The organism is Neorhizobium sp. T6_25, from assembly GCF_002968555.1.
Lineage (GTDB): Bacteria > Pseudomonadota > Alphaproteobacteria > Rhizobiales > Rhizobiaceae > Neorhizobium.
Window position 1 is genome coordinate 78121 of record NZ_PVBL01000011.1, and the last position, 18395, is coordinate 96515.

The following is an 18395-nucleotide window of genomic DNA, read 5'->3' on the forward strand; positions in this document are numbered from 1 at the left end:
GGCTATCCGGGTTAATCAAGGTAAACGGTTTGTTAACTATATTCTGGCACTAATGCAGGCATGCCTAACGTCCGGCGAGAATCGTCAGAGAACAGGTTGGCGCAAGCGCCGCACTAGAGAGTGTAGTCCTTTTTGGCGGGAGTGATTGATGAGCGACAAGCACGTGGCTGTTTTGATGGGAGGATTTTCCTCCGAGCGGCCTGTCAGCCTGTCCTCGGGGACTGCCTGTGCGGATGCTCTCGAAGGCGAAGGCTATCGCGTCACCCGCGTCGATGTCGGCCGGGATATCGCGGCCGTTCTCTCCGATCTCCGCCCGGACGTTGCCTTCAACGCCTTGCACGGGCCTTTCGGCGAGGACGGAACGATCCAGGGCATTCTCGAATACCTCGAGATACCCTACACGCATTCCGGCGTGCTCGCCTCGGCGCTCGCCATGGACAAACATCAGGCCAAGCACGTCGCCAAGGCATCCGGCATTCCCGTCGCCGAAGCCAAGGCCATGAGCCGCTTCGATATCGGTAACGCCCATCCGATAAAGCCGCCCTATGTGGTGAAGCCGATTCGCGAGGGGTCATCCTTCGGTGTCGTGATCGTTCAGGAAAATCAGTCGCATCCGCCGCAGATCATCGGATCGGCCGAATGGCGTTACGGCGATCGAGTCCTGGTCGAGCGCTATATCTATGGCCGCGAACTCACCTGCGGTGTGATGGGCGACGTGGCGCTTGGTGTCACCGAAGTGGTGCCTCTCAGCCACGCCTTTTACGATTACGATGCGAAATATGCGGAGGGTGGTTCGAAACACGTCATCCCGGCGCAAATTTCACCGAATATTTACCAAAAGATTCAAACACTAGCGCTCAAGGCGCATCAGGCGATGGGCTGCCGTGGCGTCAGTCGCTCCGACTTTCGCTACGACGACCGCTTCTCCGAGAACGGCGAGGTTATCTGGCTGGAAATCAATACGCAGCCGGGCATGACCCCGACATCACTGGTGCCCGAAATGGCCGGCCATGCCGGTCACTCATTTGGTGAACTCGTCCGTTGGATGGTGGAGGACGCTACGTGTTTGCGTTGATCGGCAGAAAAGCGGGTGGACCGCGAGGCCGTTCTCAGGCTCATTATCTCGGTGCCGAAGAGCGCCGAGTTCTTCCGCGCCCGCTTCGCCGGGTGTTCCGTTTCTGCGCCAGCCTCGCCACCGGCCGCATCCATATTCCGCCCCATACCGGAACCCTCTCCGCTCTCAGCTTTTTCGCCGCGGTCGGTCTCTACGGCATGTCGCTCGGCGGTCACGGCCAGACGGTCGCGCAGGCGACCACAGCGGCTGTCGGCTTTGCGATCGAGGACGTGCGCGTCTCGGGCAATGACCAGACTTCGGAAATCGACATCCTGCAGCTTCTCGGCCTCGACGGCACGACCTCGCTGGTCGCTCTCGACATCGATTCCGCCCGCCGCAAGCTCTCGGCTCTTCCCTGGGTCCAGTATGCGGAGGTCCGCAAGATCTATCCGAAGACGATCGAGGTGATGCTGAAGGAGCGTCAGGCCTTCGGCATCTGGCAGCACGGGGCCGAGCTGTCGCTGATCGAAAGGAACGGCAGCGTGATCGCGCCGTTGCGTGACAACAAGTTCGCCTCGCTGCCGCTCTTCGTCGGTCGCGATGCCGAGACGGCCGCATCCTCCTTCGAGGACGCCATGGCCGGCTGGCCGGAGCTGAAAAACCGCGTGAAGGCCTATGTCCGCATTGCCGGTCGCCGCTGGGACCTGCATCTCGACAACGGCGTCGTGCTGAAGCTGCCGGAAGCCAATGTCGCCAAGGCGTTGCGCGTGCTCGCACGGCTCGAAAAGGACCAGGGCTTGCTGGAGCGCGATGTCGCCGCCGTCGACCTGAGGCTTGAGGATCGCACCACCATCCAGCTCACTCCCGGTGCCATGGATCGCCGCAAAGAGGCGCTCGATGCGCGGACAAAGGCATTGAAGAAACTGGGAGAGCAGTCTTGAGCGTATTCGGTTCCTCCCATTTCGGCCTGCCGCGCATGAAGCCGCTGTCTTCCAAGCGCAGCCACGTCGTTTCGGTCCTCGATATCGGCTCCACCAAGGTGGTCTGCATGATCGCCCGGCTGACGCCGCGCCAGGAAAGCCAGGTTCTGCCGGGCCGCACCCACAGTATCGAGATCATCGGCATCGGCCACCAGCGCTCGCGCGGTGTGAAGTCCGGCGTGATCGGCGATCTCGATGCCGCGGAAAGCGTCGTTCGCCTCGCGGTCGATGCCGCCGAGCGCATGGCGGGACTTACCGTCGACAGCCTGATCGTCAACGTTTCCGCCGGTCGCATCACCAGCGACGTCTATACGGCGACGATCGATCTTGGCGGGCAGGAAGTGGAAGAGGCCGATCTCAAGAAGGTGCTGATCGCGGCAAGCCAGCAGTCGCTGCGCCAGGATCGCGCCATCCTGCACTCGCTTCCGACCGGCTTCTCGCTCGACGGCGAACGCGGCATCCGCGATCCGCTGGCGATGTTCGGCGATACGCTTGGTGTCGACATGCACGTCGTGGCCGCCGAGCGCGCCACGCTGAAGAACCTCGAACTCTGCGTCAACCGTGCACATCTGTCGGTCGAAGGCATGGTCGCAACGCCTTATGCCAGCGGCCTTGCGGCCCTCGTCGACGACGAAGTCGAACTCGGCTGCGCTGCGATCGACATGGGCGGCGGCACGACGACGATCTCGGTCTTTGCCGAGGGCAAGCTCGTCCACACGGATGCGATCAGCCTGGGCGGTCATCACGTGACCACCGACCTTGCCCGCGGGCTTTCGACCCGCATCGAGGATGCCGAGCGCATGAAGGTCGTGCATGGTTCGGCGCTCGCCAACGGTGGCGACGAGCGGGATGTGATCTCCGTTCCGCCGATCGGCGAGGACGATCGCGATCAGCCGACCCAGGTGCCGCGTTCGCTGGTCACCCGCATCGTGCAGGCGCGCATCGAAGAGACGCTCGAGCTCATCCGCGACCGCATCCAGAAGTCGGGTTTCAGCCCGATCGTCGGCAAGCGCGTCGTGCTGACGGGTGGTGCCAGCCAGCTTACCGGCCTTTCGGAAACGGCGCGCCGCATCCTGGCGCGCAATGTCCGCATCGGCCGTCCGATGGGCGTCTCCGGCCTGCCGACGGCAGCCAAGGGACCGGCCTTTTCGACGGCAGTCGGGCTGATGATCTATCCGCAGGTCGCGGATCTCGAAACACACGCTTCGCAGAGCGGCCTGATGGCCACACTGGGAAGCGGCAATGGCAGACTGGCCCGCGTGGGCCAGTGGTTGAAGGAAAGTTTTTGATGCGAGGGGCTTCGGCCTGCGCATCGGAGAAGAGTTGCAATGAATTGGCCGGCGGCGATGCGGCCAGCAAAAGAAGGAACTGGTGCAATGACCATCAAGCTGCAAAAGCCTGATATCACCGAGTTGAAGCCTCGGATTACCGTGTTTGGCGTCGGTGGCGGCGGCGGTAACGCCGTAAACAACATGATCACAGCCGGCCTCGAAGGCGTCGATTTCGTCGTCGCCAATACCGACGCCCAGGCGCTGACCATGACCAAGGCCGAACGCATCATCCAGATGGGCGCTCGGGTCACCGAAGGTCTCGGCGCCGGTTCGCAGCCGGAAGTCGGCCGCGCCGCCGCGGAAGAATGCCTCGACGAGATCGTCGATCACCTGCATGGCACGCACATGTGCTTCGTCACCGCCGGCATGGGCGGCGGCACCGGCACCGGTGCAGCCCCGGTCGTCGCGCAGGCCGCCCGCTCCAAGGGCATCCTGACCGTCGGCGTCGTCACCAAGCCGTTCCATTTCGAAGGCCAGCGCCGCATGCGGCTTGCCGAATCCGGCATCCAGGAACTGCAGAAGTCTGTCGACACGCTGATCGTCATTCCGAACCAGAACCTCTTCCGCATCGCCAATGACAAGACGACCTTTGCTGACGCGTTCGCGATGGCCGACCAGGTTCTCTATTCTGGCGTCGCCTGCATCACCGACCTGATGGTCAAGGAAGGCCTGATCAATCTCGACTTCGCCGACGTCCGCTCGGTGATGCGCGAGATGGGTCGCGCGATGATGGGTACCGGCGAAGCATCCGGCCCGGGCCGCGCCATGCAGGCCGCAGAAGCCGCGATCGCCAATCCGCTGCTCGACGAGACCTCGATGAAGGGCGCTCAGGGGCTGTTGATCTCGATCACCGGCGGCCGTGACCTGACGCTGTTCGAAGTCGACGAAGCTGCGACCCGCATCCGCGAAGAAGTCGATCCGGACGCGAACATCATCCTCGGTGCGACCTTCGACGAAGCGCTCGAAGGCCTGATCCGCGTATCGGTTGTCGCGACCGGTATCGATCGCGCCGCCGGCGCCGTCGACATCCGTGCCGCAGAAATGCGCGCCGCCGCAAAGCCGATCATCCGTCCGTCGGCCGCCATTGCTCCGGCGCCAGTTGCTGCTCAGCCGGCTCCGGTCATGCAGGCAGCCCCGGCTCCGAAGCCGGTCGTCGATCCGATCGCCGAGACGATCCGCATGGCGGAAGCCGAAATGGAACGCGAACTCGCAATCGCTGAGCCGCAGCACCAGCATGCGGCACCTCAGCCGGTCGCTCCGCAGCCGGTCATGCATCAGCAGGAAGAGTTCCGTCCGCAGAGCCGCATCTTCGCAGCTGCTCCGGCCGAAGCACAGGCCCCGGCCATGAGCCGCCCGGCTCCGGCCCCGCAGCCGGCCCCGGTTCATCATCACGCGCAGCAGCCCGCTCCGGCGATGAGCCAGCCGGCTCCGCGCCCGGCGCAGCCGGTCTATCGCGAGCCGATGTCGCCATCGATGTCGCAGGTGGTCGAACCGGTTCGCATGCCGAAGGTCGAGGATTTCCCGCCGGTCGTGAAGGCCGAAATGGATCGTCGTGCCCAGCCGGTGAGCCATGTGCAGGAAGAACGCGGCCCGATGGGTCTCCTGAAGCGGATCACCAACTCGCTTGGCCGCCGCGAAGAGGAAGAGCCTGCTCACATCGAGCCGGCCGCACCGGCTCCGGCCCCGCAGCAGCGTCGTCCGCTGTCGGCCGAAGCTAGCCTCTATGCGCCGCGCCGCGGCAATCTCGACGATCATGGACGTGCGGTTCCGCAGGCCCATCACGAGGAAGATCAGCTCGAAATTCCGGCCTTCCTGCGCCGCCAGTCGAACTGAGTTAAAGACGGTCACGAAACGTGAAGAAGGCCCGGATCACGTATCCGGGCCTTCGCTCGTTTTATCAATCAAGACGCAGGGTTAACAACGTAACAATCCGAAATGAACAGTGATTTGGATTGTGCCGGATGGCTGCGTATGAAAGACGCTAGGACACGCCGACAGAGATCGACCGATTCAGGCGATCGGTCCGGCAGGCGTTAAGAATATCGGATCCTTTTGCTTTACGGATCCGGCGAAAAGAAGGCAGCAGGAATGACCATCGGACTGTTCGGTTTCCAGACCACCATCGCCTCCCCGGTAACCCTGAAGGGCATTGGCGTTCATTCCGGAGCCCCCGTCAGCCTTACTTTTCAGCCTGCCGAAGCCGGCACCGGCGTGATCTTCACGCGTCTTCTGGACGACGGCAGCTCGGTCGAATATCGGGCCGTTTCCTCCCAGGTCGGGAATACCGATCTCTGCACCGTTCTCGGTACGTCGCTTTCCCGCTCCGTCGCAACGATCGAACATGTGATGGCGGCGCTCTACGCGCTCGGCGTCGACAATATCATGGTCGAAGTCGACAGCGGCGAGATGCCGATCATGGACGGCAGCTCCTATCCGTTCATCGAAGCGATCGAGCAGGCCGGCATCGTCAATCTCGGCATCAAGCGCCGCTACATCCGTGTCTTGAAACCGGTCCGCATCGACTCCGGTGCTTCGTGGTCCGAGTTCCGCCCCTATGACGGCACGCGCTTTGAAGTCGAGATCGATTTCTCTTCGCCGCTGATCGGCCGCCAGAGCTGGAAGGGCGACCTGACCGCCGAGACCTTCAAGCAGGAACTCTCCCGTGCCCGCACCTTCGGCTTCATGCGCGACGTAGAGCGTCTCTGGGCCGCCGGTTATGCACTCGGTTCCTCGCTCGAAAATTCGGTCGTCATCTCCGACGACGACACGATCGTCAATGTCGAGGGCCTTCGTTACAAGGACGAATTCGTCCGTCACAAGACGCTCGATGCGGTCGGCGACCTGGCGCTTGCCGGCGCCCAGTTCATCGGCTGCTACCGTTCCTATCGCGGCGGCCACAAGATGAATGCCAATGCGCTGAAGGCGCTGATGAGCGACCCGACGGCTTATGAGGTCGTCGAGGCTCCGTCGTCGCGCGCGGCCCGCGTGCGGGCAGGGGAGTTCGTACCGGTCAACGTGCCGGAACTTGCGTCCTGGTTTGCCTGATAAAGTTGACCCAGTCGACTCGGCCGCTTCTCCGGAAGCGGCCTTTTTCTTTTTGGGGGACAAGGTTCCGATTTAACCTTGAAATGCCGTATTGCGGCGACGTGCCACAAAAATGCATTAATGCCACAGCATTGCGTTGCTCTCCCTTTGCTTTTATGGCTAGAACGGCCTGCTTGGGCAGCGGGCTTTTCAGGCGCGGGACGATCAGGAATTCTCGAATGAACCATGTAAGGTCTGTTGGAATGCGTAAGACGGCAAGAGTAGCGCTTATGTCGCTGGTGCTGGCCGGCGCCGGCTTTGGCATGACCGCCTGCCAGTCGGATCCCGATATCGACATCACCAAGCTCGGTCTCGAAACGGATGCGCCGGAGACGCTCTACAACCAGGGCCTCGCCAACATGAAGGCCGGCAACCTTGCCGAAGCGGGCCGCAAGTTCGATTCGATCGACCGCCAGAATCCCTTCACCGAATGGGGCCGCAAGGCGCTCGTCATGAGCACATTCACCAAGTATCGGCTCGGCCGCAACGACGAGGCTGTCGCCACCGGCAACCGCTATATGAGCCAGTATCCGCAATCGCAAGATTCGGCCTATGTCCAGTATCTCGTCGGCCTCGCTTACTCCAAGCAGATCGCCGACGTGACCCAGGACCAGCGCGCTGCGGTGCGCACCATCGATGCGATGAACAAGGTCGTAACCAATTACCCGACCTCGGAATATGTCGAGGATGCGCAGGCGAAGATCCGCTTTGCGCGCGACCAGCTCGCCGGCAAGGAAATGCAGATCGGCCGCTATTATCTGGAGCGCAAGGAATACCTTGCCGCGATCCAGCGCTTCCGCAACGTGGTCGAGCAGTATCCCAACACCAATCAGGTGGAAGAGGCGCTGGCACGCCTGACCGAGGCCTATTATGCCATGGGTATCACGGAAGAGGCGCAGACCGCTGCCGCTGTCCTCGGCCGCAATTATCCCGACAGCCAGTGGTATGCGGATTCCTTCAAGCTGCTGAAGGGCAATGGCGTCGAGCCGCGCGAGAATCGCGGTTCGTGGATTTCCCGCGCCGGGGCCAAGCTGATCGGCGCTTAAGGTCTGAGACATGCTGATCCAGTTGTCGATCCGCGATATCGTTCTGATCGAGCGGCTGGATCTTGCCTTCGAGACCGGCCTTTCGGTGCTGACCGGCGAAACCGGCGCCGGCAAATCGATCCTTCTCGACAGTCTTTCGCTGGCGCTCGGCGGTCGCGGTGACGGCGGCCTGGTGCGCCATGGCGAGGACAAGGGCCAGGTGACGGCCGTCTTCGACGTGTCCGGCAGCCACGGCGCCCGCAAGCTTCTGCGCGACAACGGCATCGATGACGACGGCGACCTGATCTTCCGCCGCATCCAGTCGGCCGACGGACGCACCCGCGCCTCGATCAACGACCAGCCGGTCAGCGTGCAGCTGATGCGCCAGGCCGGCCAGCTTCTGGTCGAGATCCACGGACAGCACGACGACCGGGCGCTGATCGGCACCGACGCGCACCGCACGCTGCTCGACGCCTTTACGGGCTTAAGCGACGAGGTGCTGCAGCTTTCCGGCCTCTATCGCTCGTGGAAGGACGCGGATCGGGCCTTCAAGACGCATCGCGCTAAGGTCGACGCCGCGGCCCGCGAAGCCGATTATATCCGTGCCTCGGTGGAAGAGCTCGAAGCGCTGTCGCCGCGCGACGGCGAAGAGGACGAGCTTGCCGAACAGCGTTCGCGAATGCAGAAGTCCGAACGCATCGCCGGCGACATTTCCGAAGCTTCCGAGTTCCTCAATGGCAACGCGTCGCCCGTGCCGCTGATCGCCTCGCTGGTGCGGCGCCTGGAGCGCAAGAGCCACGAGGCGCCGGGCCTGCTCGAAGAGACTGTCGAGCTTCTCGACCAGGCGCTCAACTACCTCTCCAATGCCCAGATGGAAGTTGAGGCGGCGCTGAGGCGCACCGAATTCGATCCGCGCGAACTGGAGCGGGTCGAGGAGCGGCTGTTTGCGCTCCGGGCCGCCGGCCGCAAATATTCGATTCCGGTCGCCGACCTGCCGGCGCTTGCCGAAAAAATGATATCGGACCTTGCCGATCTCGGTGCCGGCGAGGAGAAGCTCGCCGAGCTGGAAAAGCTGACCGCCGCTGCCAAGGCCGCCTACGATCAGGCCGCCGCCATCCTGTCCGAGAAGCGCCGGCATGGTGCCGAGGCGCTGGCCGAAGCCGTGATGGCCGAACTGCCGGCGCTGAAGCTCGAACGGGCCCGTTTCATGGTCGATGTGGCGAGCGATCCGGAAGCGGCGAGCGCCGAAGGCATCGATACCGTCGAGTTCCATGTCCAGACCAATCCCGGCACGCGTCCCGGCCCGATCATGAAGGTCGCTTCGGGCGGCGAGCTGTCGCGTTTCCTCCTAGCGCTCAAGGTGGCGCTCGCCGATCGCGGCTCGGCTCCGACGCTGGTCTTCGACGAAATCGATACCGGTGTCGGCGGTGCCGTCGCCGATGCGATCGGCCAGCGGCTGAAACGGCTGTCGGACAAGGTGCAGGTGCTTTCCGTCACCCATGCACCGCAGGTGGCCGCGCGCGCCGCGACCCATCTGCTGATCTCCAAGGGACCGGCCGGCGAGGGCACCGACAAGATCGCCACCCGCGTCGCCACCATGGAACCGGAACACCGCACCGAAGAGATCGCCCGCATGCTCGCCGGCGCATCGGTGACCGACGAGGCGAGGGCGGCGGCCAAGCGGCTGCTGGCGGGGAACGGCTAGGCTCATCCACCGAGACCTTCCATCCACCCTTCCCATCGGAAAAATTTGCGCTACAAAACGACTCCTCGCTACCCGAGGAGTAGACCCGCATGCCCGCCGAACAGACGCCCGTCGAAAACCTGACCGAAGAACAGGCCGCAGCCGAACTGGCCTACTTGGCGGCGCAGATTGCCCGCAATGACGAGCTCTATCACGGCCACGACGCGCCGCAGATTTCGGATGCGGATTACGACGCGCTGAAACGGCGCAACGACGCGATCGAGAAGCGGTTCCCGCAGCTTATCCGCGCCGACAGCCCGTCGATCCGGGTCGGTGCGGCACCCTTGCCGACGTTTGCGGCGATCACCCATTCGCGGCCGATGCTGTCGCTCGACAACACCTTCTCGGACGATGACGTTCGCGACTTCGTCTCTTCCGTCTACCGTTTCCTCGGCCAGCTGCCGGACGGCTCGATCGCGTTCACCGCCGAGCCGAAGATCGACGGGCTTTCCATGTCGATCCGCTACGAGAACGGCCGGCTGGTGAATGCTGCGACCCGCGGCGACGGTACGACCGGCGAGAACGTCACCGAGAACATCAAGACCATCAAGGAAATCCCCAATCGCCTGCCCGCAGGCGTGCCCGATGTCGTCGAGGTGCGCGGCGAGGTCTATATGACGAAAAGCGACTTCCTGGCGCTCAACGAGAAGATGGCGGCGGAAGGCAGGCAGACCTATGTCAACCCGCGCAACACGGCTGCCGGATCGCTGCGCCAGCTCGATGCCAAGGTGACCGCCAGCCGCAACCTGAAATTCTTCGCCTATGCCTGGGGCGAAATGTCGGAAATGCCGGCCGATACCCAGATGGGCATGGTCGAAAAGTTCAGGGAATGGGGTTTTCCGGTCAACCCGTTGATGAAACGACTGCACGCAGTCGAGGACATCATCGCCCATTACAAGGATATCGGCCTGAAGCGTCCGGATCTCGACTACGAGATCGACGGCGTCGTCTACAAGGTCGACAGGCTCGACCTGCAGGCCCGGCTCGGCTTTCGCTCTCGCTCGCCGCGCTGGGCGACGGCGCATAAATTCCCGGCGGAGCAGGCCTTCACCCATGTGGAGCGCATCGACATCCAGGTCGGCCGCACCGGCGCGCTGACGCCGGTCGCACGGCTGACGCCGGTCACCGTCGGCGGCGTGGTCGTCACCAATGCGACGCTGCACAACGAGGACTATATCAAGGGGCTCGGCAACTCGGGCGAAGCGATCCGCGAGCCGGACCACGATATCCGCGTCGGCGACACCGTCATCGTCCAGCGGGCAGGGGATGTCATCCCGCAGGTGCTTGACGTCGTGATGGAGAAGCGTCCTTCGGAAGCGGTCCCTTACGAATTCCCGAAGAAATGCCCGGTCTGCGACAGTCATGCGGTGCGCGAGCGCAACGAAAAGACCGGCAAGCTCGATTCGGTCACCCGCTGCACCGGCGGTTTCGTCTGCCGGGCGCAGGCGACGGAGCACCTCAAGCATTTCGTGTCGCGCAATGCCTTCGATATCGAAGGTCTCGGCTCGAAGCAGATCGATTTCTTCTTCGAGGCGGAAGACGATGCGCTGAAGATCCGCACCGCGCCGGATATTTTTACGCTGAAGCGGCGGCAGGAGGGATCGGCGCTGACCAAGCTCGAAAATATCGAGGGCTTCGGCAAGGTCAGCGTCAAGAAGCTGTTCGACGCGATCGAGGAGCGGCGCGAGATAGCGCTGCACCGCTTCATCTACGCGCTTGGTATCCGCCACGTGGGCGAGACCACCGCCAAGCTGCTCGCGCGCGCCTACGGCACCTACGAGGCGTTTGCGAAGGCCATGGACGACGCGGCCGACCTTTCCGGCGATGCCTGGGACGACCTCAACAATATCGAGGGCATCGGCGAGGTGATGGCGCGCGCCATCGTCGAGTTCTTCAAGGAGCCGCGCAATGTCGAGGTCATCACCCGGCTTCGCGAAGAGGTAACGCCGCAGGCCGCCGAACAGCCGGTCGCCTCGAACAGCCCGATCGCCGGCAAGACGGTGGTCTTCACAGGCTCGCTCGAGAAATTCACCCGCGACGAGGCCAAGGCGAGGGCGGAAAGCCTTGGCGCCAAGGTGGCCGGGTCGGTCTCCAAGAAGACCGACTATGTGGTCGCAGGCCCGGGCGCCGGCTCCAAGCTCGACAAGGCGAGGGAGCTCGGCGTCCAGGTGATGGACGAGGACGAATGGCTGGCCTTCATCGCGTGAGGGCCTTCCTCGGGTGATGAGGTTCACACCCTGAGCCGCGCCATCGAATAGGCATCGACATATTCGCCGTTGCGGAAGGCGAATTGTCTGAGACGGCCTTCCACCTCGAAGCCGAATTTCCGGTAGAGCGCGATGGCTGCCTCGTTGTCGGTGTAGACGGTCAGTTCGAGCCGGCGGATGTCCAGCCAGTCGTCCGCGACCTGTACCATCTCGCCGAGCAAGGCGCTGCCTACCCCGCGTCCGACAAAATCGTCGTGCACGCCCATGCCGAGGCTAGCCGCGTGGCTTCGACGGCCCTGAAATCGGTTGATGCCACCGTTGCCCACGATCTGGCCCTCGTAGGTAGCCACCAGCGCGATGTTTCCGGGCGTCGGGCTCTCCACCCATTTGCGGGTCTCTTCCAGGCGTGCGTGCGGCAGACGCAGGGTTCCGTAGCGATGACCCGGCATGTTGGCCAATGCGTTGACGGCCTCCGCGTCCGTCGCTCGCATGGCACGGATCCCAAGACCCTCCAGCCTCGACGGTCGGGGTGGTTTCTCCTGGATCTCTTCGGCTATCTTCATGCTTGCTCTCCTTGGTCTTCGCCGAGGCAGAGCGGAAACACCGAACCCTGCCATATTCGGCAGGGTTGGTGGACGGATGACCGGTTAACGCGCCAAGACCGCCACGCACCCTGCGGGGTGAATGGTCACGGTAAGATGCATGTGGGCGGCGAAACGGGTCACGGCGCTAAGGTCTCAAACAAGCGCCAAGGCGTCAAGAGGGAGGAAAGCGCTGGTCGTCTTTGCCGAATCGAGTTCCCGCCTGTAGAAGGTCTCCGACCTTCATCCGGAACTCGCCCTTGAAAACCATCGCCATCGATTTCGAAACCGCCAACGAGCAACGCGGCAGCGCCTGCTCGGTCGGGCTTGCCTGGCTGGAGGGCGACGAGGTGGTGCGGGTGGAGGAGCGGCTGATCCGCCCGAAGGACATGCGGTTTTCCTCGTTCAACGTCGCGATCCACGGCATTCGGCCGGAACATGTCGAGGATGCCGGCGAGTTTCCGGAGGTGATGGACGAGTTCGCCGACGATTTTCGCGGTGCGACGATGATTGCCCATAATGCCGCCTTCGATTTCAGCGTCTGGCGGGCCTGCCTCGATGTCTATCGGCAGAGCTATCCAGAACTTTCCTATCTCTGCAGCGTAAAGATGTCGCAGAAGGTCTGGCCGCAGCTCGGCTCGCACAAGCTCAACGTCCTTGCCCAGCATCTCGGCCTCAGGTTCGCCCACCACAATGCGGCCGAGGACGCCGCCGTCTGCGCGCGCGCGACGATCGCGATCGCCAAATCGCTTGCCGTGCCGCATGTCCGCGACATTCCGGCGATGATCGGCATGAAGGTCGGGCGGCTGTTTTCCGGCGGCTACGCGCCCTGCACCTGCCGGCTCAAATAAGAGTTCCCGAGCATCCGCTTGTTTCCGCCCCGGCAATCCTTATCTCAGATCACGGATCGTTTACCGGAGCCGAAGTCGCCATGACGCAACCAATGAGCCGCCTTGCCTGCCTTGCATCTGCCGCAGCCTTTTCGCTCGGCATGCTTGCCGCCCCCGCTTCCGCCCAGGTTGTCGGCGAAGTCGGCGTCGACTGGACCGGCAATGACATCATCGTCGAGGCGGTCGCCGATCCGCAGATAAAGGGCGTAACCTGCCACGTCACCTATTTCGAGCGCGGCATCATAGACCGGCTTAAGAACGGCAACTGGTTCGAGGACCCTTCCAACAATTCGATTGCCTGCCGCCAGACGGGTCCGATCGAGATCGGCGAGATCGACCTCGGCAAGGGCGGCGAGGAAGTGTTCCGGCAGGGCCGTTCCCTGATCTGGAAGGACCTGCTCGTCAAGCGTATCTACGACAAGGCGAACGACACGCTGATCTATCTCGCTCACTCGCGGCAGGTGGTGGACGGCTCGGCCAAGATGGCGATCTCGACCATTCCGCTCTATAACCAGAACGTCGCCTGGAAGAACGGCAAGCCAAAACCGTAATCCGGTCAGCCAAGGGCGGCTGCGGCCGCCCGGCCGGCATTGCGGCCGGAAAGCAGGCATCCGCCGAGAAAGGTGCCTTCGAGCGCCCGATAGCCGTGCATGCCGCCACCGCCGAAACCGGCGGCCTCGCCGACGGCATAGAGGCCCGGGATCGCTTCTCCGTTCTCGCCGAGCACGCGGGCCGAGAGGTCCGTCTCGATCCCTCCAAGCGTCTTGCGAGTCAGGATATTCAGTCTCACCGCGATCAGCGGCCCGTGCGCCGGATCGAGAATACGGTGCGGTTTTGCCGTGCGCACCAGCTTCTCGCCAAGCGAGCGGCGGGCGTTGTGGATGCCCATGATCTGCGCATCCTTGGCAAAGGGATTGGCCACCTGGGCGTCGCGGGCCAATATCTCGCGCTCCATTTGTGCAACGTCCAGAAGATTGCTCCCCGGTCCATGCCGGCCACCAGCTCGCCAAGGTTCTCGGCGATCACGAAATCCTCGCCATGTTCCTTGAAGGCCTCCACCGGCCCGGTCGCCTTCCTGCCGATCGCCCGTTTCGCCGTCAGCTTCCAGTCGCGACCGGTGAGGTCCGGGTTCTGCTCGGAGCCGGAGAGCGCGAATTCCTTGCGGATGATGCTCTGGTTCAGCACGAACCAGCTGTAGTCGTAGCCCGTCGCCATCAGGTGCTGCAGCGTGCCGAGCGTATCGTAGCCGGGATAAAAAGGGGCAGGCAGGCGCTTGCCTGTCGCGTCGAACCATAGCGAGGAAGGGCCGGGCAGAATCCGGATGCCGTGGTTTTGCCAGATCGGGTTCCAGTTCCGCAGGCCCTCGGTATAGTGCCACATACGGTCGCGGTTGATCACCTGCCCGCCGGCCGCGCGGGTAATGCCGATCATCCGCCCGTCCACGTGTTTGGGCACGCCCGAGACCATGAAAGCCGGCGGTCGCCCGAGCCTTGCCGGCCACATCTGCCGTACGAGGTCCTGGTCGCCGCCGATGCCGCCCGAAGCGATGATGACGATCGGCGCATTGAGCTCGAAGTCACCGGCCGGTGTCCTGGAGGTTTCCTCGCCCCGCAGCGCCGTGCTCGCCGCAAGGACCGTGCCTGCAACCCCTGTCACGGCACTGCCGGTCCTGACCAGATTGTCGACGCGGTGCCGCCAGAGAAAGCGGATCCTGCCGTTTTCTTCCGCCTCGCGCGCCCGCCGCTCGAACGGTTCGACGACACCGGGGCCTGTGCCCCAGGTGGTGTGGAACCGAGGCACGGAATTGCCGTGCGAGGTCGCCGAGCCGCCTCCGCGTTCCGCCCACCCGACGATCGGAAAGATGCGATGGCCCATCTGCCTGAGCCAGGAGCGTTTCTCGCCGGCGGCGAACGCCACATAGGCTTCCGCCCAGAGGCGCGGCCAGTGGTCTTCCTCGCGGTCGAAACCGGCGGTGCCCAGCCAGTCCTGCCAGGCGAGATCGAGCGAATCGCGGATGCCCATCCGCCGCTGTTCGGGAGAATCGACGAGAAACAGCCCGCCGAGCGACCAGAAGGCCTGGCCGCCGAGATTCTGTTCCGGTTCCTGGTCGAGGATGACGACGGAGCGGCCGACATCTGCAAGTTCGGTCGCGGCAACGAGGCCCGAAAGGCCCGCACCCACCACGATGGCGTCAACTCTGTCGCTCAAGCGCGCTCCTCCCAAAGCGTGAAGATGCAGAGCATGCTGCATCCTTTCGGCGAATACAGTCATGCGGTGTGGCCGAGGTCAACAGGAGGGCCGGCAAAACGACAAGACCGGGCTCGGCAAGCGAACCCGATTTTGAAATCCGTCGGTAATGGTGGGCGAATCAGCGGACGTAGACGGTCCGGCTGCCGTCGGCGGCGGTGTCGATTGCCACGACGTTGTTGAGCTCGACGTTCTGGCTCAGCAGATCGGCGCGCAGCGCGCGGTCGGTCTTCACTTCGTTCTGGGCTTTCTGGATGGTGGCCTGGTCCGGGTGGATGATGCTATCCGGAACGTCCAGCCGCTTCGCGCTGTCGTCGAGTTCAGGGTTGGTAAAGACGATGGCGACGTCACCCGCGGGTTTTGCCGTCATGCCCATATCGCGGGCATAGGCGGTTCCCACCGTGGCGGCGGACATCAGGACTGCGAGAGCAAAAGCCTTGTTCATGGTCGTTCTCCTATCTTGGGTAAACCAGCCGAGGGGCGTTTGAAGCGTCGGTTGGGCGTTTAGCGACGGGAGAACGTGGCCCCGGTTCCCCGGTTCCGTTTAAAATTGTTACAAATAGGCAATGATTACAATTAGTTAATCTCCCGTCACATCTGCGTGTAACGGGAGATCCGAACATGGTTTCGGACGTTTTTGCGCCGCAGATCACGCGGCTTCGCGCGCGAGCTCGTCGGCGATGACGGTGTCGAGGTTCAGGAAGCAGACCATGGTCTTTTCGAGCGCTACGATGCCGCGGCAGAAGGCGCGCTGGGCTTCCGGAATGATTTCCGGGGCCGGTTGCAGGTCTTCCCCACGGATGGTCATCATGTCGGATACCTGTTCGACCAGCAGGCCGACCAGCTTGCCGGCAATGTCCGTGACGATGATCGCGGAGCGTTCCGACGGTTCGGTCATCTTCATGCCGAGGCGGCAGGCCATGTCGATGACCGGGATCACCGCGCCGCGCAGGTTGATGAGGCCGAGCACGTAAGGCGGGGTGTGCGGCATCGGGGTCACCGGCGCCCAGCCGCGGATTTCGCGGATCGCCATGATGTCGATGCAGAATTCCTGGTCTCCGAGATGAAAGGAGACGATTTCAAGGTAGGCGCCGGACTGCTTGATGGCGTTCGTCATGTCAGAACTCTTCCCATTTGTCTGAGGATCCCACGGCCTTCGGCTTGGCGGAGGTGGGGCTGTTGCTGAAGGCTCCCGCGAGCTTGTTCATCAAGTTCAGTGCGGGCGATGGTTTGGGTGGCGTGGAAGCGCTCGCAGCCTCGACGGCGCGAGGGCCATTGCCTCCACGGATCTGGAAATGGCCGATCAGCTTGTTCAGGTTTTCGGCATCGCTGGCCAGCGAATGGCTGGCAGCAGTGCTCTGCTCCACCATTGCGGCATTCTGTTGCGTTGCTTGGTCCATCTGGCCGATCGCCATGTTGATCTCGGTTAGTCCGGTCGATTGTTCGCGCGCAGAAGTGAAAATCGCGTGAACGTGATCGTTGATTTTCAGCACGTCGTCGCCGATCCGAGTCAGGGCGTCGCCTGTCGCCTTCACCAGGTCCACGCCGGTCTTGACCTCCTGGTTCGAACGGGTGACCAGTGCCTTGATGTCCTTGGCCGCACCAGCGGCGCGTCCGGCGAGTTCGCGCACTTCCTGGGCGACGACGGCAAAACCCTTGCCGGCCTCGCCCGCGCGGGCCGCCTCGACCCCGGCGTTGAGGGCCAGCAGGTTGGTCTGGAAGGCGATTTCGTCGATGACGTTGATGATCTTGCCGATTTCGGCGGTCGCGTCCTCGATCCGCCCCATGGCGGCCGTGGCATCGCGAACCACGCCGGAAGACTTTTCTGTATAGTCCTTGGCATCGCTCACCATCTGCGTTGCCTCCTCGGCGCGGCCGGTGGCGTTGCGGACGGTCGCCGTGATTTCTTCGAGGGCTGCCGATGTTTCCTCCAGGGAGGCCGCCTGCTTTTCGGTCCGCTTCGCCAGGTCGTCGGCAGCGGAGCGCATCTGGTTGGCGTTGGCGCCGATGGAACTGGAGCTGTTGGCAACCTCGGTCATGATGTGGCGCAGGCGCTCGACGACCCGGTTGAAGTCGGTGCGCAGGCGCTCGAGATCTCCGCGGAAGGGACGCTCGAGGGCGGCTGCGAGGTCGCCTTCGGAGAGACGGTTGAGTGCGCTCGCAAGCGAATCGACGGCAAACTGGAGCGCTTGGGCTTCGGCCTTCTGTTCCGATTCGCTCGCCTGCCGTTGGGTTTCGTTCCGGCGGCGTTCGTCCTCCAGGCTGTTCTCCAGGGTCTGGCGCTCGACGGCTGAAAGCCGGAAGATGTCGGTGGCGCGCGCCATCTCGCCGATTTCGTCGCCGCGGTCGATGCCGGGCACGGCGGTCTTGTAGTCGCCACCGATGATCCGCTGCATGCTGGCGCGAACCCCGTCGATGCCGCGCCTTATGGCGCCGCCATGAACGCTCTGGAGGATCGCCATGACGACCAGTGCGATCAGGCCGCAGCCGAGCTGCACATAAAGAGCGCTCGAGGAAAGCGTATTCGCCTCCTGGACGCGGCTGCTGACAAGTTTTTCGCCTGCGACGGCTGCTGCCTCGAGAGCTGTGCCAAGCCGTTCGCCAGCGCTGTCGATGACGTCATCGATCTTGTCGTAGGCGTCGTCAGGCGCGCCGGTTTCGACCATTTTCCTGAGATCGATCTGGATTGCGCTGGAAACCGCTGCGAGATCCGTTTCAAAACCTGCGACGAGGCCGGGATTGCCGATGTCGGTCGCGAGTTTTCTCAGGTCGCCCGAAGAGCTTTTCAACTTGTCGATGGAGTCCGCCATCGCCTTCAGCCGGGCGGGATCGACGCGTTTGTCGTCGCGGTCGACGATCGTGTCCATCGCGGCCAGGACGAGCTCCAGGTTGGCGATGCGCATGCCGTTGACGGTATCCACATGCTCCCGAATCTCGGTGGCGCGCTGCAGCGCTTCGTTGACCTGGCGGCCCTCGTACCAGCCGACAAGCAGCATTGCGCCGATACCGGCAAAGGCGGATCCTGCCAGCGTCCATAGCCGGTGATTGACCGATAACGTCTTGCGAATGGGTTGTGCCGTCATGCTGTTGAAATTCCTCCCGGCGCCGGACAGGTCCGGCAGGCTTTCGGATAGAGATGGAAACAGGGAGCGAGCCGATATCGGCGACGTCATGTCTTTGGGGGTCCTCACGATATCGCGGCCCTTAGTGCGATGCGTGTCGCATCTCACTCCCATTTGCCGCAACGATTCG

The 18395-nt window shown here is 63.3% G+C and carries 14 protein-coding genes and 1 pseudogene; 10 read left to right on the top strand and 5 right to left on the bottom strand.

What is annotated here, in order from left to right; genetic code table 11:
• The first annotated feature begins 148 nt into the window (after nucleotides 1–148).
• From C5L10_RS16690 to ligA, 8 genes are all read left to right on the top strand, one after another.
• Entirely contained in the window at nucleotides 149–1075 is a 927-nt protein-coding gene (locus tag C5L10_RS16690; protein WP_105430589.1) for a D-alanine--D-alanine ligase, read from the top strand.
• Nucleotides 1063–1995, top strand: a complete 933-nt coding sequence (locus tag C5L10_RS16695; RefSeq protein ID WP_105430590.1) for a cell division protein FtsQ/DivIB — start codon at nucleotides 1063–1065, stop codon at nucleotides 1993–1995. Before C5L10_RS16690 ends, C5L10_RS16695 begins: the two co-directional genes overlap by 13 nt.
• Entirely contained in the window at nucleotides 1992–3323 is a 1332-nt protein-coding gene (ftsA, locus tag C5L10_RS16700) for a cell division protein FtsA (RefSeq protein WP_105430591.1), read from the top strand. The genes C5L10_RS16695 and ftsA overlap by 4 nt, the downstream gene beginning before the upstream one ends.
• Before the next feature lie 87 nt (nucleotides 3324–3410).
• The gene (ftsZ, locus tag C5L10_RS16705; protein ID WP_105430663.1) at nucleotides 3411–5198 is read left to right on the top strand and encodes a cell division protein FtsZ; all 1788 of its coding nucleotides are present in this window, start codon (nucleotides 3411–3413) and stop codon (nucleotides 5196–5198) included.
• 255 nt (nucleotides 5199–5453) lie between these two features.
• Nucleotides 5454–6410, top strand: coding sequence for a UDP-3-O-acyl-N-acetylglucosamine deacetylase (gene lpxC, locus C5L10_RS16710; protein WP_105400781.1), 957 nt, complete (start codon nucleotides 5454–5456; stop codon nucleotides 6408–6410).
• A gap of 242 nt (nucleotides 6411–6652) precedes the next feature.
• Entirely contained in the window at nucleotides 6653–7495 is an 843-nt protein-coding gene (locus C5L10_RS16715; RefSeq protein WP_105430592.1) for an outer membrane protein assembly factor BamD, read from the top strand.
• A 10-nt stretch (nucleotides 7496–7505) separates the two neighbouring features.
• The gene (gene recN / locus C5L10_RS16720) at nucleotides 7506–9179 is read left to right on the top strand and encodes a DNA repair protein RecN (protein WP_105430593.1); all 1674 of its coding nucleotides are present in this window, start codon (nucleotides 7506–7508) and stop codon (nucleotides 9177–9179) included.
• 89 nt (nucleotides 9180–9268) lie between these two features.
• Entirely contained in the window at nucleotides 9269–11425 is a 2157-nt protein-coding gene (ligA, locus tag C5L10_RS16725) for an NAD-dependent DNA ligase LigA (RefSeq protein WP_105430594.1), read from the top strand.
• A gap of 23 nt (nucleotides 11426–11448) precedes the next feature.
• Here the strand turns inward: ligA and C5L10_RS16730 are convergent, their stop codons facing one another.
• Entirely contained in the window at nucleotides 11449–11988 is a 540-nt protein-coding gene (locus C5L10_RS16730) for a GNAT family N-acetyltransferase (protein WP_371411946.1), read from the bottom strand.
• A gap of 278 nt (nucleotides 11989–12266) precedes the next feature.
• Here C5L10_RS16730 and C5L10_RS16735 point away from each other — a divergent pair, with 278 nt between their 5' ends.
• Complete coding sequence (locus C5L10_RS16735; protein ID WP_105430595.1) at nucleotides 12267–12857, top strand: 3'-5' exonuclease; 591 nt, start codon at nucleotides 12267–12269, stop codon at nucleotides 12855–12857.
• Nucleotides 12858–12949: 92 nt separating this feature from the next.
• A complete protein-coding gene (locus tag C5L10_RS16740; RefSeq protein ID WP_105430596.1) occupies nucleotides 12950–13447 on the top strand; it encodes a CreA family protein in 498 nt (165 codons plus the stop codon).
• Between the two features lie 5 nt (nucleotides 13448–13452).
• Here the strand turns inward: C5L10_RS16740 and C5L10_RS16745 are convergent.
• From C5L10_RS16745 to C5L10_RS16760, 4 genes and pseudogenes are all read right to left on the bottom strand, one after another.
• A pseudogene (locus tag C5L10_RS16745) lies at nucleotides 13453–15104 on the bottom strand (FAD-binding dehydrogenase).
• Between the two features lie 160 nt (nucleotides 15105–15264).
• Nucleotides 15265–15588 carry a hypothetical protein gene (locus C5L10_RS16750; protein WP_105430597.1) on the bottom strand — a complete coding sequence of 108 codons (324 nt, stop codon included), beginning with the start codon at nucleotides 15586–15588 and terminating at the stop codon, nucleotides 15265–15267.
• A gap of 204 nt (nucleotides 15589–15792) precedes the next feature.
• The gene (locus C5L10_RS16755; protein ID WP_037087389.1) at nucleotides 15793–16260 is read right to left on the bottom strand and encodes a chemotaxis protein CheW; all 468 of its coding nucleotides are present in this window, start codon (nucleotides 16258–16260) and stop codon (nucleotides 15793–15795) included.
• A gap of 1 nt (nucleotide 16261) precedes the next feature.
• Nucleotides 16262–18226: a methyl-accepting chemotaxis protein gene (locus tag C5L10_RS16760; protein ID WP_105430598.1), complete on the bottom strand. Its 1965-nt coding sequence runs from the start codon at nucleotides 18224–18226 to the stop codon at nucleotides 16262–16264.
• Nucleotides 18227–18395 lie beyond the last annotated feature (169 nt).

What these genes read in the sequence shown, in the direction of transcription:
- C5L10_RS16690 (WP_105430589.1), top strand. Translation starts at nt 149, where the DNA reads ATGAGCGACAAGCACGTGGCTGTTTTGATGGGAGGATTTTCCTCCGAG.
- ftsZ (WP_105430663.1), top strand. Translation starts at nt 3,411, where the DNA reads ATGACCATCAAGCTGCAAAAGCCTGATATCACCGAGTTGAAGCCTCGG.
- lpxC (WP_105400781.1), top strand. Translation starts at nt 5,454, where the DNA reads ATGACCATCGGACTGTTCGGTTTCCAGACCACCATCGCCTCCCCGGTA.
- C5L10_RS16715 (WP_105430592.1), top strand. Translation starts at nt 6,653, where the DNA reads ATGCGTAAGACGGCAAGAGTAGCGCTTATGTCGCTGGTGCTGGCCGGC.
- recN (WP_105430593.1), top strand. Translation starts at nt 7,506, where the DNA reads ATGCTGATCCAGTTGTCGATCCGCGATATCGTTCTGATCGAGCGGCTG.
- ligA (WP_105430594.1), top strand. Translation starts at nt 9,269, where the DNA reads ATGCCCGCCGAACAGACGCCCGTCGAAAACCTGACCGAAGAACAGGCC.
- C5L10_RS16730 (WP_371411946.1), bottom strand. Translation starts at nt 11,988, where the DNA reads ATGAAGATAGCCGAAGAGATCCAGGAGAAACCACCCCGACCGTCGAGG.
- C5L10_RS16740 (WP_105430596.1), top strand. Translation starts at nt 12,950, where the DNA reads ATGAGCCGCCTTGCCTGCCTTGCATCTGCCGCAGCCTTTTCGCTCGGC.
- C5L10_RS16750 (WP_105430597.1), bottom strand. Translation starts at nt 15,588, where the DNA reads ATGAACAAGGCTTTTGCTCTCGCAGTCCTGATGTCCGCCGCCACGGTG.
- C5L10_RS16755 (WP_037087389.1), bottom strand. Translation starts at nt 16,260, where the DNA reads ATGACGAACGCCATCAAGCAGTCCGGCGCCTACCTTGAAATCGTCTCC.
- C5L10_RS16760 (WP_105430598.1), bottom strand. Translation starts at nt 18,226, where the DNA reads ATGACGGCACAACCCATTCGCAAGACGTTATCGGTCAATCACCGGCTA.